This window comes from Streptomyces sp. NPDC043746, from assembly GCF_056436485.1.
Genome location: NZ_JBWKCM010000018.1, coordinates 30,004 through 46,611, shown reverse-complemented (window position 1 = coordinate 46,611; position 16,608 = coordinate 30,004). Strand labels below are relative to the sequence as shown.

The window sequence follows — 16,608 nt, the reverse complement described above, 5'->3', positions numbered from 1 at the left end:
AAGTGCGTCACCCGCGGCCCGGTGGTCCGTGAGGCGCTGCTCATTTGCGGCCCGGTGTCCAGTTCATGCCCCAGCCGTAGGCGGCGTCGATCGTGCGCTGCGGGCTGACTCCGCGCTGCGGGACGAGGTAGCGGGCCTCGCGCTGCACGGTGAGGTCGCCGCCGTTGTTGGTGATCAGTGCGAGCGCGCAGACCGTGGAGGGGACGGTGCACTCGTCGAGGGAGAAGTCGATCGCCGCGCCGTTCTGCGGCTGCAGGGTGACCGTGGCGTGCAGGTCGGCGAAGCTGCGGGCGCCTTCGTAGATGGTGACGAAGATCAGGACTCGGCGGAGCAGGTTCTTGTGGTCGAGGTTGACGGTCATGTTCTCGCCGGTGGAGACCGCGCCGGTGCGGTCGTCGCCGTCGAGGTGGATGAAGGGCGGCTGGTGCAGCGACCCGAAGGCGTTGCCGAGGGCCTGGACCACTCCCTTGCGACCGTCGGTGAGTTCGTACAGGGCGCAGAGGTCGAGGTCGAGATCGGAGTGCATCGCGACGGCCCGGCCGAGCTTCGCTCCCCAGCTCTTGAACTGCTTGCGCACCTCCCAGTTGAGGTTGACGCGGAGCGCGCCGGAGGTGCCGCCCTGCTTGGCGAGGGAGACCGCCGGGGCCTCCTTCGTCAGCGTGATCTTGGACAGCCGCACGGGCTGCGAGGGCGCCGGGGCGGGAGGGGCGGGTGGTGCCGCCGGGGTGGACAGCGGGGTGTGGAGGGTCGGCGCGGTGTGGAGCGTCGGGGTGGGCGCCGGCGGGGCCGGGGGCTGTACGGAGCCGGGGGCGGCGGGCCAGGCCGGGGCGGGCGGCGCGACCGGGGCGGGCGGTGCCGCGGGGGCGGCCTGCTGCGGTTCGTCCACGGAGATGCCGAAGTCCGTGGCCAGCCCTTCGAGCCCGGTGCTGTAACCCTGGCCGACCGCGCGGAACTTCCAGGCGCCCTGGCGGCGGTACAGCTCGCCGAGGATGAACGCGGTCTCGACCGTGGCGTCGGTGGGGTCGAAGCGAGCCAGCTCGGCGCCGTTCGCCGCGTCAACGACCCGTACGTACAGGCCGCTCACCCGGCCGAAGCTGCCGCCGTCCGCCGATCCGGCGACGACGATCCGCTCGATCGCCGGCTCGACCCGGCCGAGGTCGACGAAGAGGGTGTCGGTGACCGCGTCGCCCGCGGTCCGCTTGCCCTCGTGGCGGACGGCGCCGGAGGAGTGGGCGGGCTGGTTGTAGAAGACGAAGTCGGCGTCGTTGCGGACCTTCCCCGACACCAGCAGGAGTGCGGAGCCGTCGACGTCCGGGGTGCCCGCGGCGGACCGCCAGCCCAGTTCGACGCGCACGGTGCCCGCCGGCACCGGAACGTTGGTTCCCTTTTGCATGGTCATGGTCGCCCCCATCAGGTGTCCGGCTGCCCGCAGGCCTCTCCCCCACAACCTAATCCCTCCGGGGTGCGGCGGACCGGCACGGTCCGGCGGTCAGCCGTCGGTGCGGTGCGGGCGGAGGACCGTGAGCGCGTCCTCCTGGGTCGCCACCATGGCGAAGGGGAACCGGTCGAGTTCGAGGCAGAGGGCGATGTCGTCGGGGTGGACGCCCAGGCGGACCCCCTCCGCCAGCTCGCGGGCGGCGCGCGAGTCGCGGGCGCGGCGGAGGTAGTCGGCCGGGTCCGTCCCGGGGTCGTCCTCGGTGGCCCGGCGCGCGATGTACTGGGCACAGGCCAGGTCCTCGTCGGCGCGGCCGTCCTCGCCGGTGACTACGTACGTGACGCTGTCGCCCCCGCGGGCACGCAGCACCCGGGCCGTCGCCTCGGCCACCACGAACCCGGCGCACAGCACCAGCGGCGCGTCCTTGACCGCGAGGGCGCCGACCGTCCCCGCCGTGGTCTTCTGGACCATGGTCCGCCCGCCGAGGTCCAGGGAGCGCAGGAGGCCCGGGGAGTTGACGGTGTCGAACCCGGGGGCGGGCGCGCCGTCCTTGAGCGCGACCCACTCCGGGTTGCGGGCCTTGAGCGCCAGGGCCTCGTCCGGCGACCCGGCGAGAACGATCTTCTCGGCCCCGCGGGCGAAGGCCCAAGCGGCCACCGTGAAGGCGCGCATGACGTCGACCACGACGGCCACGGACGGAGTGGAGCGCAGTTCACCTATGCCGAGGAAACGGGATTCCATCCGATCATGGTCGCCTATGCCCGACGGGAAGCGCCCGACGGGTGTGCGTCCGGTGCAGGTTTGCCGGTATGGCGTTCATGACGGGGTGACACAAAACCGTACGTGCGCGGCAGTTGCCGACGCCCGGGCCGGGGGAACACCGAGTCGCGTTGCCGGAATCGTATCGGACCTTTGTCGCCGGGATAGCGGGCGGGTCACGTCCGGGCCCTTGTTTACGGGCGGCCCGGAGCGGTGCCCGATTGCGGGCCGCCGCCCTGCCCGGAGCCGTCCGGTCCCGGGCCGCCCGCCGTGTCCCGGCCCAACCGGCGACGGTCCCGCGCACCGGGCCGCCACGATCCGCCACCGCTTCTCGGGCACATCCGCATTACCGCGGGAAATGAGAGACACGACCGACCGGGGGTCGCCCTTTGTAACCCGCCCGCCACTTCTCGTCAACAATGGCGACCATGAACAGAAAAGCCCCCTGGCGAGGGAGGGAAGAGCGGTGTTTTGGCAGTTCCGGCCGCCAGAACCGACGAAAAACGGATGAGCCCGAGATGGGGGCTCCCCAACCGGCACATCGTGGGCTTAACTTAGGTGCCATGACCTCCCCTCGCTCCGCCTTCGGCGGCGGCTACCACGCCGCGTCGTTCCCCGACACTCCGATCTACGACTCCCTGGTCGCGGAGCGGGGGACCCCGCAGATCGCCCCGATCCGCGTCCCTGCCGCGTACGACACGTCCAGCAGCTATCTGCCGGCCCTGCCGTCCGCGCTGCCGGCTCTTCCCTCGGCCCCCTCCCCGTCGATGGGCGGCGCCTACGGCTACCCGCAGCAGCAGCCGGTGCCGCAGTACCAGCAGGCTCCCGCGCAGAGCGCCCCGATGTATCCCGCCGGGTTGCAGAGCGCCCCGGCGCCCTACATCCCGCAGCAGCCCTCGGCCGTGCGCGGCTATCCGCAGCAGCCCCAGCCGCCGCGTCCCGCGCCCGCCACCGGGTACGAGTCGATGCGCCCGGCCGCGCCGCGGCCCGCGCCGACCCCGTCGCCGTACGAGGATCCGTACAACAGCCCCTATCAGGGCCGCGGGTACTGACAGCGCCCACCTGACGGGTCTGCGAAGAGCCGGGCGTACGGATGCGAAGTGACTGGCAGGATGGGCGCATGGCCCTTCCTGTGCTCCGGTCCGTCCATGTGTATCCGGTCAAATCGCTGGGCGCCCAGCCATCCGACGAGGTTGCCGTCGAGCCATGGGGACTCGACGGCGACCGCCGCTGGATGCTGGTCGACACGACGTCGCGCGGGATCACCCAGCGCGAGCAGCCGTCCATGGCGCGGATCTCCGCCGCGCCGCTGCCCGGCGGCGGGATCGCCGTCTCCCTGCCTGGCCGTCCGTCGCTCCGGGTGGCGGTGCCGGGCCCGGAGCGCCTGATCCGGGCGGAGGTGTGCCGGGACACCGTCACGGTGGCGGAGGCGGCACCCGAGGCGCACGCCTGGTTCAGCGAGGTCCTGGGTGCGGAGGTCCGGCTCGTGCACCTCGACGAACCGGCCCACCGCAGACCCGTCGACCCCGAGTACGCGCGCCCCGGCGACACCGTCTCGCTCGCGGACGGCTATCCGCTGCTGTTGACCGCCACCGCCTCGCTGGACGCCCTCAACGACCTGATCGCGGCGGGTGACCACCCTCACGAGGGCCCGCTCCCGATGAACCGCTTCCGTCCGAACGTCGTGATCGACACCGCCGAGCCCTGGGCCGAGGACGGCTGGCGGCGGATCGCCATCGGGGATGTGCACTTCTCCGTGGTGAAGTCCTGCGCCCGCTGCGTGATCACCACCACCGACCAGCACACCGCCGAGCGCGGCAAGGAGCCCCTGCTCACCCTCGCCCGGCACCGACGGGTCGGCAAGCGGTTGCTCTTCGGCCAGAATCTGATTCCGGACGGGACCGGGGTGATCCGGCCCGGGGACCCCGTCAAGATCCTCGACTGAGGACGGCGGGCCCGAGGGCGAAAGGTGTCGGCGCGTGGGGGCGATCAGAGGGGTTCGGCGGTGGCGGCACAACCCGCTGTGGCGCGCCACCGACCGCCACGAGGCATGGGTGACGCTCGGCGCACTGGTGCTCCTGACCGTGGGGGCGCCCGCGGCCGGGTGGGCGGTCTGCACGCTCGCCGACGCCTCGCTCCAGCGGGAGGTGAAGGCCCAGCACGCCGAGCGCCGGGCCACGACGGCCACCGTGGTGGACGGGGCGCCGGGGGCACGGCGGTTCACCGGTGACCCGGACCTGGCGCCGGGGCGGACGGTGGTCGCGGCCTGGCGGGCACCGGACGGCACCCCGCGTACCGGAGAGGTCACGACGGCGTCGGGGCCCGGGGGGCCCGGTTCGCCGGTACGGATCTGGACGGACGGCGCCGGGGCCCCCGTACCGCCCCCGATGGCCCCGGGGACGGCCCGCACCCACGCGGTGCTCGGTGGCATCGGTGCGTTCCTGCTGGCCGCCGGGTGTGTCGAGGCGGGCAGGCGGCTGATCGTGGGGCGCCTGGTGCGGGCTCGGTACGCGCGCTGGGACCGGGCGTGGGCCGAGGCGGGGACCGACTGGGGCCGGGCGGGGACCGGCAGCGGGGAGCCGGAACCGTACGGCGGACGGTGACGGTGGCGGGAGGGCACAGCAGGTCGGCGCGGCCGGACCCTTCGCCCCGTGCCGCCCGACTCGTCAACTCCCGCCCCTCCCGCGCGCTACGGTGGTCCGACCGCGTCCGGCTCCCCGAGCAGCTGCACAGGCAGGCCGGGCGGACGGACCCGAGGCAGCGCACGGCACGAGGTGGGGGCAGAGCAACTCCATGGCACAGGGCACGGTCCAGGTGACGCACACCGGCACATCGCGATGGCGCCGCCGCACGGGCGAGTACGCCTCCCTCTCCGCGGCCCTGGAAGCGGCGGCCGACGGGGACGTCCTCACCGTCGCGCCCGGGACCTACCGGGAGAACCTCGTCGTCCACCGGGCGGTGACCCTGCGAGGCCCCGAGGGCTCGGTCGGCTCCGTGCGGATCGCGCCGGTCGACGGCGTACCGCTGACGGTACGGGCCTCCGCGATCATCCAGGATCTGCACATCGAGGGGCAGGACTCGGCCGCCCCGGCGCTGCTGGTGGAGGACGGCACCCCCGAGTTCACGGACCTGCGGGTGGTGACGCGGTCCGCCGCGGGCGTGGAGGTGCGGGGAGCGGCCCGGCCGACCGTGCGGCGCTGCACGGTCGACAATCCGGCCGGGGTGGGCATCGCGGTCCTGGACGGGGCGGGCGGGGTCTTCGAGGAGTGCGAGATCGTCTCGGCCGGGCAGTCCGGTGTCTCGGTGCGCGACGGCGGCCACCCCCGCCTCGACCGGTGCCGGATCCACCACGCCTCCGGTGCGGGCATCGGCGTCGCCGGCGAGGGCAGCGGACTGGAGGCGATCGGCTGCGAGGTGTACGAGGTGAAGGGCAGCGGCGTCCAGGTGACCGCCCGCGCCACCGCACACCTCACCGACTGCACCGTGCACCGCACCTCGGGCGACGGCGTCACGCTGGACACCGACGCGGTGCTGACGCTCGCCGACTGCGACATCCACGACATCCCGGAGAACGCGATCGATCTGCGCTCGCGTTCGGTGCTCACCCTGACCCGCTCCACGGTCCGCCGGTTCGGCCGCAACGGCCTCTCGGTCTGGGACCCGGGGACCCGGGTGGACGCCAACCAGTGCGAGATCCACGACAGTACGGGCGACTACCCGGCGGTGTGGGTCAGCGACGGGGCCACGGTGATACTGGACGCCTGCCGGGTCCACGACGTACCGGACGCCCTCTTCGTCCTCGACCGGGGCTCGCGCGCGGACGTGGTGGACAGCGACCTCTCGCAGATCCGCAACACCGCCGTCTCCGTGAGCGACGGGGCCACCGCCCAGCTGGACGACTGCCGGATCCGGGAGACCTCCACCGGCGCCTGGTTCCGCGACCACGGCAGCGGCGGCACGCTCAACAACTGCACCATCGACACGGCCCAGACCGGGGTGATCGTCACCAAGGGCGCCGACCCGGTGATCGAGCGGTGCACGGTCACCGGCCCCGCCGAGGCCGGTTTCTACGTCTCCGCCGAGGGCCGGGGCACCTTCGACAGCTGCCGGGTGACGGGCAGCGAGGGGTACGGCTTCCATGTCATGGACGGCTGCCGCACCACCCTGAGCCGCTGCCGCACCGAGCGGTGCGCGCGCGGTGGTTACGAGTTCGCCGAGGGCGGGGAAGGCTCCGGGGGAACCGGCCCGGTGGTCACCGACTGCACGAGCGACGAGAGCGGACTTCGTACGGCACCGGCACCGGCACCCGCGCCCGCCGTGCTGACGGCCGCCCAGGCGGCCCCCGGCCTGCTCTCCGCCCTGCCCGGCCAGCGGCCCGTGGCACCCGAACCGGCCGCCCCGGCGCCCGCCCCCGAGCCCGCCCGGGACGCCTCGGCGGTCCTCGGCGAACTGGACGCGCTGGTGGGGCTGGAGAGCGTCAAGCGCGAGGTGCGGGCGCTCACCGACATGATCGAGGTGGGGCGGCGCCGCCAGGAAGCCGGGCTCAAGGCCGCCTCCGTCCGCCGCCACCTCGTCTTCACCGGCTCCCCCGGCACGGGCAAGACCACGGTCGCCCGGCTGTACGGGGAGATCCTGGCCTCCCTCGGGGTGCTGGAGCGCGGCCATCTGGTGGAGGTCTCCCGGGTGGACCTGGTCGGGGAGCACATCGGCTCGACCGCGATCCGGACCCAGGAGGCGTTCGACCGGGCGCGCGGCGGGGTGCTCTTCGTGGACGAGGCGTACGCCCTCTCCCCCGAGGACTCCGGGCGGGACTTCGGCCGGGAGGCCATCGACACGCTGGTGAAGCTGATGGAGGACCACCGGGACGCGGTGGTGGTGATCGTCGCCGGGTACACCCACGAGATGGAGCGGTTCCTCACCGTCAACCCCGGGGTGGCGTCCCGTTTCTCGCGGACCATCACCTTCAGCGACTACGTCCCCGAGGAGCTGCTGCGGATCGTCGGGCAACAGGCCGAGGAGCACGAGTACAGCCTTGCGGACGGGACCGGTGAGGCACTGCTGAAGTACTTCACGGAGCTTCCCAAGGGCCCCGCCTTCGGCAACGGCCGCACCGCCCGGCAGACCTTCGAGTCGATGGTGGAGCGGCACGCGGGGCGGGTCGCCCAGCTCGCCGAGGCGAGCACGGACGACCTGACCCTGCTCTATCCGGAGGACCTCCCCGAGCTCTTGTGAAGCCTCCCGCCCTCCTCTCCTCCGGTCTGCCGGGGCAGGCGGGGGCCCAGCTCCTCGAGGAGGGCGGTGCGCTCCTTGGCGAAGACCGGGTCGGCCTGGTAGTCGGAGTGGCCGAGGATCGGTTCGGGCAGCGGGAGCGCGGTGGTACGCCCGTAGGCCAGCGGGTCCTTGAGCGGTCCCCGGTCGACCCGGGGGTCGTGGGCGGTGGCGAGCCGGACGGGCCCGCCGATCGGGTCGGTGGCCCGCCACAGGTTGCGCCAGCAGTGCACCGAGTCGTGCAGGCCGAGCAGGGGCACGGCCCCGAAGTAGGCCGGGAACCAGCGCCCGTACAGCCGCTCGATCGGGGAGCCGTAGGTGAGCAGCCCGACCCGGCGGCGGGCGGTGTCGGGGAGCTGCCAGACGGCGGCGGCCGCGAGGACGCTGCCCTGCGAGTGGCCCGAGATGATGAGCCGGCCCCGGGTGGTGGCCGTCCAGGCGGACATCCGCGACGCCAGGTCGGGGACGGCGCGTTCGGCGTAGCAGGGGGGCGCGAAGGGGTGCGCGGCGCGTGGCCAGAAGGTGCCGACGTCCCAGAGGATGCCGATGGTGCGCCGGGCCGAGGCGTCCCGGTAGGCACGGCGGCCTCCCGCGACGAACAGTATGAAGCCGAGGCCGGTCAGCCAGGAGCCGGTCGACTCGGCCGCCTCGACGAGGGCGGCCACGGGCGCCGCGGCCCCGTCCGTCGCGAGGCCGGGCACTTCGCCGCTGGTCCAGGAGCCGGCGATGGCCGCCGCACCGAGGAGCAGGGTGGCGGCGGAGACCACACCGACGATCCAGGGGGCGGCGTCGGTGAGGGCGGCCGTGGCCCGGATCCGGGCGATGCGCCGGGTGCGGGCGCGGTCGGGCGGCTCGGGGGCGTACTCGGCCTCGATGTCCGGGCTCATGCGGCGGGCCCGGCGGGCGGTGCGGACCGCCAGATAGAGCACCGGGACGAGCAGCAGGAGCAGCAGCACCGGGATGACGGATGCCTGCCAGCTGAGCAGGACGGGCGGGCCCTCGATGATGGAGCCGCGCCCGGCGCCCGGGGTGCCGGGCCCGTCCAGCCAGTCGGCGACGCGCTGGGCCACCCCTCCGGTCATCACGCCTCCCAGGGCGCAGGCCAGCATGGCGACGGACGGGCCGCCGAGCCCGTACAGCGTGGTGCGGGGTTCGGGGGCACGCCGGTAGAGGCTGCGGGCGACCAGGGCGAGGATCACGACCAGGAGCCCCTGGCCTACGGCGAGGAGCCGGAAGGCGGTCTCGCCGGGCAGGCTGCCGGAGGACTCCCACGCGGGGCGCGACCAGCCGGCGTGCAGGACGGCGAGGGCCAGCAGGGCGAGCGCGGAGCCCGGGAGGTAGGTGATGAGGGCGCCGTCCAGGCGGGTGTCGCGGGCGCTCTCGCTGCGGCCGCGCCGGCAGACCACCCACACGGTCACCACGGCGCACAGGACCAGGGCGGCTTCCAGGGCCGCGCCCAGCACCTGGGGCACCGGGCTGTCGGCGGTCCGGTCGTGGCGGGCGGCGGCGACGGTGACGGCGGCGGCGACGGTGAGGAACCCGGCGGCGGTGTGGGCGGCCCGCAGTCGCGCGACGAGCCGCCGCCCGTACCAGAAACCCGGCCGACCGAGCGCGGGGCGGACGGCGGGGGGCGTGGGGGCCGGGGCGGGGCCGCTTCCGGCGGCTTCGGGGGCCTCCGGCGCTCCGGGGCCGTGGGCCTCCTCCGCCCCGTCCGGGTCGTGGGCGTCGGCGTCGGTGCCCGTGGCGTCCAGCGGACTCTGGGACTCGTAGGCGCTCCAGGTCCGGTTGGAGAGGTACCACAACAGCCCCACCAGGGCGGCGGGGACGAGGGCGGCGAGCGCGAGCCGCCGGCCGGGCTGGGACCACCAGCCGCCCTGACGGCTCGACAGGAAGCCCAGCCAGGAACGGCGTTCGGAGCAGGCGGAAGTGCCCGCGCACTGCCAGGCCACCAGGTCCAGGGCCACTTCGCAGGCGGCCGCGGTGAGCAGCACGGTCAGGCTGAGCGCGACGAGCCGCACCACCACCCCGTACAGCCGGACGGCGCGGGTGCGGCCGGTGGCGGTGGGACGCATCCAGTGGGCCAGGTTGACCACCATGAACGGCAGGAGCAGCAGCCACAGGGCGCGGGAGCCGTTGCCGGAGGTGAGCCCCGACCAGCAGTACGCCTCGGCCACGGGCTCGTCCCGGTAGCGCTCGGGGTGCTTCTCGCCGTGGGCGTCCTCGGTGCGCCGGTACACGGCGGCGGTGGCGTCCCCGGTGACCCGGACCGTACGGGGATCGCCGAGCATCTCCTGCGGGGTGGCGCCGCCGACGCCGTGGACCAGCAGTTCCAGCGCTGCCCCGGTGTCCGGCGGGGGTGGCTGCGGGGGCGGGACGGCAGGAGCCAAGGGGGAACTCTCTCTCGGGCGCGCCGGCCGTGCGTACGGGCCGACGGAGACATGACAGGGATCGAGCGGGGAGGGGCTCGGGGGACCGTGGGCCCCGGCCCGTGCTCCGGCCCCAGAATCCTTCGGGCGGGGCGGGTGCGTGAGCGGTCTCACGGAATCTCCCCAGGTGGTACGCCGGACATGCCTGCGTGGCAGGATGAGCGGGTCTCGCAGACCGCTGCGGACCGTACGGCAGAGGGAAGGACCGGGCGACCGCGTTGAGCGAGAACCAGAATCTGCTCGCGGAGCAGCGACGTGCCCTGATCCTCGACGAGGTGCGCAGGCGCGGCGGGGTCAGGGTCAACGAGCTGACCCGCAGGCTGAACGTCTCCGACATGACGATCCGTCGGGATCTGGACGCGCTGGCCCGCCAGGGCGTCATCGAGAAGGTCCACGGCGGTGCTGTCCCCGTGGTCGAGGCGAGCACCCACGAGCCGGGTTTCGAGGCGAAGTCGGCGCTGGAGCCGAGCGCCAAGGAGGACATCGCGCGGACGGCGGCGGCGATGGCCCAGCCCGGCAGCGCGATCGCCCTCTCCGGCGGCACGACGACCTATGTGCTGGCCCGGCATCTGCTGGACGTGCCGGATCTGACGGTGGTCACCAACTCGGTGCGGGTGGCCGATGTGTTCCACGACTCCCAACGCCCCGAGTCCGGCCGGGCCGCGCGGCCGGGGACGGCGACGGTGGTGCTGACGGGCGGGGTGCGGACGCCTTCGGACTCGCTGGTGGGGCCGGTCGCGGACCGGGCCATCGACTCGCTCCACTTCGATCTGCTCTTCCTCGGCGTGCACGGGATCTCGGCCGAGGCCGGTCTCTCGACGCCCAACCTCGCGGAGGCCGAGACCAATCGCCGCTTCGTCCGCTCGGCGCGCCGGGTCGTGGTGGTGGCCGACCACACCAAGTGGGGGACCGTGGGGCTGAGTTCGTTCGCCACGCTGGACGAGGTGGACGCCTTCGTGACGGACGCGGGGCTGACGGCGGGGGCGCGTCAGGAGATCGGCGAGCATCTGCCGGGGCTGGTGGTGGCGGGTGAATCACGTGAGCCGCACGAGTCGCGCGGGTCGTCCGGGGAGAGGGTCTCTCCCCGCTGATCTCCGGGGCGCGGCCGGGCGGATTCCGTTCGGGTGGCCGTACACCCCCTACGATCGAGGAATGGCCGTCTTTCGGATCGAGCGCTTCTCCTCTCTCCCCGCAGCCGAGGCCTGGCGCCGAGTGACCGACTGGGAGCGGCACGCCGAGCATGTCCCGTTGACCGCCATCACGGTGGCGGGCGGGGCGCCGACCAGGGTCGGCACGGTGTTCACGGCGCGCACGGGGGTGGGCCCACTGGCCTTCGACGACCCGATGGAAGTGGTCCGCTGGACGCCCCCGGCGGGCGGCCGGGCCGGGATCTGCCTGCTGGAGAAGCGCGGCTCCGTGGTGCTGGGCCGGGCCTCGATCGACGTGCTGCCGACGCATTCCGGTTCCCATGTGGTGTGGGTGGAGGAGCTGCGGGTGCGGCTGGTGCCCGGATGGGGGGATCCGCTGCTGGCCTCGGCCGGGCGGCGGCTGTTCGGCGGAGTGCTGGACAAGCTGCTGGCCTGAGGCGTGAGGACCGGCACGGTGACCGGTGCGGGTGACGCGACCGTCACACGATTGACTCGTTTGCCGGTATGTCACTCCCCCGCCCCGCCCGCGCCGGGCCGGGACCGCCGGTCCTGGCCGCCCACGGGGCCGCGCAGCGCCCGGTCCCGCCGCCGATCCTTCGAGGAGGCGGGGGGAGACGGTGGGCACCGACACCACGAGGGGCCCGGTGAGAGCGATCCGTACGTGCGGGTGCGGCTGCGGGTGTACCCGGTCCGGTGCGAGACTCGGACAGGTGACGGATCTTCCCGAGGAACCCGGCGTACGCGCCTCCGCCGACGACTCCACCGGCGAGGCCGGGCCGCGCTGCCTGGTCACCGGTGCCACCGGCTACATCGGCGGCAGACTGGTGCCCGCGCTGCTCGACGCGGGCCACCGGGTCCGCGCGCTGGCCCGGACACCGCGGAAGCTGCGCGACTACCCGTGGGCGGACCGGGTGGAGGTGGTGCGCGGCGATGTCACCGACGCGGACTCGCTGACGGAGGCCATGCGGGACGTGGACGTGGCGTACTACCTGGTGCACGCGCTCGGCTCCGGCCCGGACTTCGAGGAGACCGACCGCCGGGCCGCCCGGAACTTCGGCGAGAGGGCGCGGGCGGCCGGGGTGCGGCGGATCGTCTACCTGGGCGGACTGACCCCGGCCGGGGTGCCGGAGGAGGAGCTGTCACCGCACCTGCGCTCGCGCGCCGAGGTCGGGCGGATCCTGCTCGACTCCGGGGTACCGACGGCGGTGCTGCGGGCGGCGGTGGTGATCGGTTCGGGGTCGGCCTCGTTCGAGATGCTGCGCTATCTGACCGAGCGGCTGCCGGTGATGGTGACCCCGAGCTGGGTCTCCACCCGCATCCAGCCCATCGCCGTGCGGGATGTGATCCGGTATCTGGTGGGGAGCGCGGCCCTGCCGCCGGAGGTGAGCCGCACCTTCGACATCGGCGGCCCGGACATCATGACGTACCGGGACATGATGCAGGGGTACGCGCGGGTCGCGGGGCTGCCGCGGCGGGTGATCGTGCCGGTACCGGTGCTCACGCCGACGCTCTCCAGCCACTGGATCGGGCTGGTCACCCCGGTCCCCCGGTCGATCGCCAGGCCGCTCGCGGAGTCGCTGCGCCACGAGGTGGTCTGCCGGGAGCACGACATCGTCCGCTACGTCCCCGATCCGCCGGACGGGCCGATCGGCTTCGACCGGGCCCTCGGCCTCGCCCTCCAGCGGATCAAGGACGCCCAGGTGGACACCCGCTGGACGTCCGCCTCGCTGCCGGGGGCGCCGAGCGACCCGCTGCCCACCGACCCGGACTGGTCGGGCGGCAGCCTCTACCGTGACGAACGGGAGCTGGCGCTGCCGGTGGACCGGGCGGACCTGTGGCGGGTGATCGAGGGCATCGGCGGTGAGAACGGCTGGTACTCCTTCCCGCTCGCCTGGGCGGTACGGGGCTGGATCGACCGGATCATCGGCGGGGTGGGGCTGCGGCGCGGCCGACGGGACGCCCACCGGCTGCGGGTCGGGGACTCGCTGGACTTCTGGCGGGTGGAGGAGATCGTGCCCGGTGAACTGCTGCGGCTGCGGGCGGAGATGCGACTGCCGGGCCGGGCCTGGCTGGAGCTGTCGGTCGGCACGGACGACCGGGGGCGCACCCTCTATCGCCAGCGCGCCCTGTACCACCCGCAGGGGCTGCTCGGTCATGCCTACTGGTGGAGCGTGTCGCCGTTCCACGCGGTGGTGTTCGGCGGGATGGCCCGCAACATCGCGGAGGCCGCCAGAACCGCCGCCCGGGCACGGCCGGAGGGCCGGAAACCGACCTCCGGCAGTGGTACAGACAACTGCCGTCCCGGACGCTAGGGTGTGCCTCCCCATATGCGCAGACCGCCGGGAGGTGCAGGCGATGGCACGCCGACTCCGTACCGTAGGGCTGGAGTTCACCGACTCCGCGCCGATCCTTCTGGTGTTCGCCGCCGAGGTGTCCGCGGCCCCGGACGTGGTCTACCGGGCACTCGCGGACGACGTCGCCGCCTGGCCCTCCTGGTTCACCGCCATCACCCGGGCCACGCCCACCGACGGGGGCGCGGGCCGGGAGGTGCGGCTGCGCGGCGGGGTGCTCTTCCGGGAGACGGTGGTGGCCGCCGAGCCGGGCGAGCGGTACGCCTACCGGGTGGACGAGACCAACGCCCCCGGCCTGCGGGCCCTGCTGGAGGAGTGGCGGCTCACCGCGGACGGGGCCGGGACCCGGGTGCAGTGGACGTTCGCCGCCGACGGGACGGGCCCGTTCCGCTCGGTGCTCGGGATCGGCCGCCTGGGGATGGGCCGGTCCTTCCGGGACGCGGTGCGCCGGCTCGACGGACGGCTGACGGCACCGGCGGCGTGATCCGCGGGAGGTCCCGGCTCAGCCGGTCAGGGCCCCGGTGGTGAGGAAGGTGTCGATCGCGGCGCGGTAGGGGGCGATGTCCAGCCCCTGCTCCTCCAGCCAGGAGTCCGAGTAGTACTTGTCCAGGTAGCGGTCGCCCGGGTCGCAGAGCAGGGTGACGACGCTGCCCCGCTCCCCCTGCTCCACCATCTCCGCGATCAGCTTGAAGGCGCTCCACAGCCCGGTCCCCGTCGAGCCGCCCGCCTTCCGGCCGATGGCCCGCTCCAGCGCCCGTACGGCGGCGACGCTCGCCGCGTCGGGCACCTTCATCATCCGGTCGATGGCGCCGGGCAGGAAGCTCGGCTCCATGCGCGGGCGGCCGATGCCCTCGATCCGGGAGCCGCAGTCGCTGGTCGCGTACGGGTCGTCGCGAGTCCAGCCGTCGAAGAAGCAGGAGTTCTCCGGGTCGGGGACGCAGACCCGGGTGTCGTGCTGGAGGTAGTGGACGTACCGGGCGATGGTGGCGGAGGTGCCGCCGGTCCCGGCGGTGGCGACGATCCAGGTGGGTTCCGGGTAGCGCTCCAGCCGGAGCTGCTGGTAGATCGACTCGGCGATGTTGTTGTTGCCGCGCCAGTCGGTGGCGCGCTCGGCGTAGGTGAACTGGTCCATGTAGTGCCCGCCGGTCGTGGCGGCGAGGGCGGCGGACTCCTCGTACATCGTGCGGGAGTCGTCGACGAAGTGGCACTGCCCACCGTGGAATTCGATGAGCCGGCACTTCTCGGGGCTGGTGGTGCGGGGCATCACGGCGATGAACGGCACCCCGATCAGCTTCGCGAAGTACGCCTCCGAGACGGCGGTCGAGCCGCTGGACGCCTCGACGACCGGCTTGCCCGGCCGGATCCAGCCGTTGCAGAGCCCGTAGAGGAAGAGCGAGCGGGCGAGCCGGTGCTTGAGGCTGCCGGTGGGATGGGTCGACTCGTCCTTGAGGTAGAGGTCGATGCCCCACTCCTCGGGCAGCGGGAAGCGCAGCAGGTGGGTGTCGGCGGACCGGTTGGCGTCGGCCTGGACCTTGCGGACGGCCTCCTTCAGCCAGGCCCGGTACGCGGCGTCGCTGCGGTCGACGTCCACCGTCTCCAGGACCGCCCCCGTGGCTCCTCGGTCATGTCCCAGCTCGTGGCTGCCCATCGCCGTGCTCCCTGTTCCGTACGTTGCTGGTGTGCCGCTGGTCCGTGTGCTCGTCCAGGCGGTATTCCTCCCCTTCACGATAGGCCCCCGACCTGCACAAACGGTGACTTTGACCGACCATAGCCCTGCCTTTGGGCCAGCCTGCGGGGGCAGTTGGGGCGGGGCGGGGGCGAGCAGCGCGCGGCCCGCTCGGACGCCCTCTGGCGGCCGGAGCCCGGGCGCGGCACACTGCAACAGGAGAAGTGGTGACGAAGGGGGGCGAAGCCGCAATGGCGGACGTCGAGTTCAGCGCGTCGGGGGTCAGGATCGAGCGGTTCACCAGGTCGCTGACGCACGCTGGTCAGGTGGTCGTCAAGGACGGTCGGCTCTCCCTGCTCACGAGCAACGGGCGGGAGATCGACAGCGCTCCGGTGACCACGGTGAGTGCGGGCAAGCGGTGGTTCTTCGCGGCGGATTCGGCCATCGCCCGGGTGAACGGCGTGCGCTACCGGTTGACGATGGGGCAGCGCAACCGCAGACGCGACGGGGCGGCCCCGCTGCGCCGCTTCCTGGAGGCGCTGCGCAGCGCGGGAGGACGCCGGGGCTGAGGCCCGGGGGACGGAGCCGGGCCGAGGGCGGGGCCGATGCCGGGGGCCGGCTGGGCGCGGGGAACGGACCACGGCGTGCGGAACACGGGAGACGGCTCCGCGAGTTGCGGAACCGCACGGGGTGGGACACGCTGGATCCACGTCACTGAAAGTGAACTTTCGGTGACAGAGCGATTCGCCCTCATGGGCTCGCCCCGGGGGACGGGTCGCGCGACACGAGCAGACACGACAAGAGCAGAGCGGATTCGGCAGTCAGTCGTCCGCCGGCTCCGTTCGTCCGTCTTCTTTCTTCCGGACCTATTTCGGGGAGTCGCAGCCGTGATCAGCGAGCCAAGCAGGCACTGCACGGTGGAGCTCCAGGCCCTGCCGTCGCGGATCGGTCAGGTCCGCAGGATCATCTCGGCGCAACTGCGCTACTGGCATCTCGATCCTCTGATCGACCAGGCAGCCCTGGGCGTCACCGAACTCCTGACCAACGTCCACCGGCACGCACAGCCGGACAAGTCATGCACCGTCGACATCGAGCTGCTGCTCGACCGGCTGACGGTCTCCGTCCACGACCACGACCCCCGTGTCCCCACGGTGAACGAGGCGGACTCCTTCGCCACGTCGGGCCGCGGCCTGGCCCTGATCGCCGCTGTCAGCGAGAGCTGGGGCGTACGGCCGAGCGGCGCGGCCGGAAAGGTCGTCTGGTTCACCCTGCCGGCGACCTGCGGCACGTCGACCCTGCCACCGCTCGCGGTCTACGGGTCGACGACCGACGGCCCGTTCGGGTCCGTGCCCACCAGCCCCGAGGCCGTCACCTCGACCCCTGCCCGGTCGGCCGTCGTCGGCTGACCGGCCCCCTGCACTCCTGCTGGTCTCCGCGGTTCGGCGGTCCCGGTGATGCAGCGGGGGGGGGGGGGGGGGGGGGGGGGGGGGGGGGGGGGGGAGAAAAAAAGACCCCCACCCCCACGGTGTGTCCTCTCTTTTTTCCCCCGCTGTGT

14 protein-coding genes are annotated in these 16,608 nt (G+C 73.5%); 10 read left to right on the top strand and 4 right to left on the bottom strand.

The window, feature by feature from the left end; translation table 11 throughout:
* Positions 1-40 precede the first annotated feature (40 nt).
* Both AC0682_RS20085 and AC0682_RS20080 read right to left on the bottom strand, forming a co-directional pair.
* Positions 41-1,411 (bottom strand): TerD family protein, encoded by a 1,371-nt coding sequence (locus AC0682_RS20085; protein ID WP_478534309.1) that lies wholly within the window; start codon positions 1,409-1,411, stop codon positions 41-43.
* A 78-nt stretch (positions 1,412-1,489) separates the two neighbouring features.
* A complete protein-coding gene (locus tag AC0682_RS20080; RefSeq protein ID WP_478534308.1) occupies positions 1,490-2,176 on the bottom strand; it encodes a 2-phosphosulfolactate phosphatase in 687 nt (228 codons plus the stop codon).
* 581 nt (positions 2,177-2,757) lie between these two features.
* Between AC0682_RS20080 and AC0682_RS20075 the strand changes: the two genes are divergently transcribed.
* The 4 genes from AC0682_RS20075 (at position 2,758) to AC0682_RS20060 (ending at position 7,426) form a co-directional block, all read left to right on the top strand.
* Positions 2,758-3,246 (top strand): DUF6643 family protein, encoded by a 489-nt coding sequence (locus tag AC0682_RS20075; RefSeq protein ID WP_478534307.1) that lies wholly within the window; start codon positions 2,758-2,760, stop codon positions 3,244-3,246.
* Positions 3,247-3,314: 68 nt separating this feature from the next.
* Positions 3,315-4,139: an MOSC domain-containing protein gene (locus AC0682_RS20070; protein WP_478534306.1), complete on the top strand. Its 825-nt coding sequence runs from the start codon at positions 3,315-3,317 to the stop codon at positions 4,137-4,139.
* 34 nt (positions 4,140-4,173) lie between these two features.
* Complete coding sequence (locus AC0682_RS20065; protein WP_478534305.1) at positions 4,174-4,797, top strand: Rv1733c family protein; 624 nt, start codon at positions 4,174-4,176, stop codon at positions 4,795-4,797.
* A gap of 190 nt (positions 4,798-4,987) precedes the next feature.
* Positions 4,988-7,426, top strand: a complete 2,439-nt coding sequence (locus AC0682_RS20060; RefSeq protein WP_478534304.1) for a right-handed parallel beta-helix repeat-containing protein — start codon at positions 4,988-4,990, stop codon at positions 7,424-7,426.
* Here the strand turns inward: AC0682_RS20060 and AC0682_RS20055 are convergent.
* On the bottom strand, positions 7,396-9,849 hold the full coding sequence (locus tag AC0682_RS20055; RefSeq protein WP_478534302.1) for a hypothetical protein: 2,454 nt from the start codon (positions 9,847-9,849) through the stop codon (positions 7,396-7,398). The two genes, AC0682_RS20060 and AC0682_RS20055, sit on opposite strands and share 31 nt — an antisense overlap.
* Positions 9,850-10,106: 257 nt before the next feature.
* Between AC0682_RS20055 and AC0682_RS20050 the strand changes: the two genes are divergently transcribed.
* From AC0682_RS20050 to AC0682_RS20035, 4 genes are all read left to right on the top strand, one after another.
* Positions 10,107-10,979, top strand: a complete 873-nt coding sequence (locus tag AC0682_RS20050) for a DeoR/GlpR family DNA-binding transcription regulator (RefSeq protein WP_478534300.1) — start codon at positions 10,107-10,109, stop codon at positions 10,977-10,979.
* A 61-nt stretch (positions 10,980-11,040) separates the two neighbouring features.
* Positions 11,041-11,472, top strand: a complete 432-nt coding sequence (locus AC0682_RS20045) for an SRPBCC family protein (protein ID WP_478534298.1) — start codon at positions 11,041-11,043, stop codon at positions 11,470-11,472.
* Between the two features lie 274 nt (positions 11,473-11,746).
* Complete coding sequence (locus AC0682_RS20040; RefSeq protein ID WP_478534297.1) at positions 11,747-13,348, top strand: SDR family oxidoreductase; 1,602 nt, start codon at positions 11,747-11,749, stop codon at positions 13,346-13,348.
* 43 nt (positions 13,349-13,391) lie between these two features.
* Entirely contained in the window at positions 13,392-13,871 is a 480-nt protein-coding gene (locus AC0682_RS20035; protein WP_478534295.1) for an SRPBCC family protein, read from the top strand.
* Positions 13,872-13,889: 18 nt separating this feature from the next.
* On the opposite strand, the gene AC0682_RS20030 is transcribed toward AC0682_RS20035, so the two are convergent.
* A complete protein-coding gene (locus AC0682_RS20030; protein WP_478534294.1) occupies positions 13,890-15,035 on the bottom strand; it encodes a PLP-dependent cysteine synthase family protein in 1,146 nt (381 codons plus the stop codon).
* Between the two features lie 269 nt (positions 15,036-15,304).
* Here AC0682_RS20030 and AC0682_RS20025 point away from each other — a divergent pair, with 269 nt between their 5' ends.
* Complete coding sequence (locus AC0682_RS20025) at positions 15,305-15,622, top strand: hypothetical protein (RefSeq protein ID WP_478534408.1); 318 nt, start codon at positions 15,305-15,307, stop codon at positions 15,620-15,622.
* 318 nt (positions 15,623-15,940) lie between these two features.
* Positions 15,941-16,459: an ATP-binding protein gene (locus AC0682_RS20020; RefSeq protein ID WP_478534292.1), complete on the top strand. Its 519-nt coding sequence runs from the start codon at positions 15,941-15,943 to the stop codon at positions 16,457-16,459.
* Positions 16,460-16,608 lie beyond the last annotated feature (149 nt).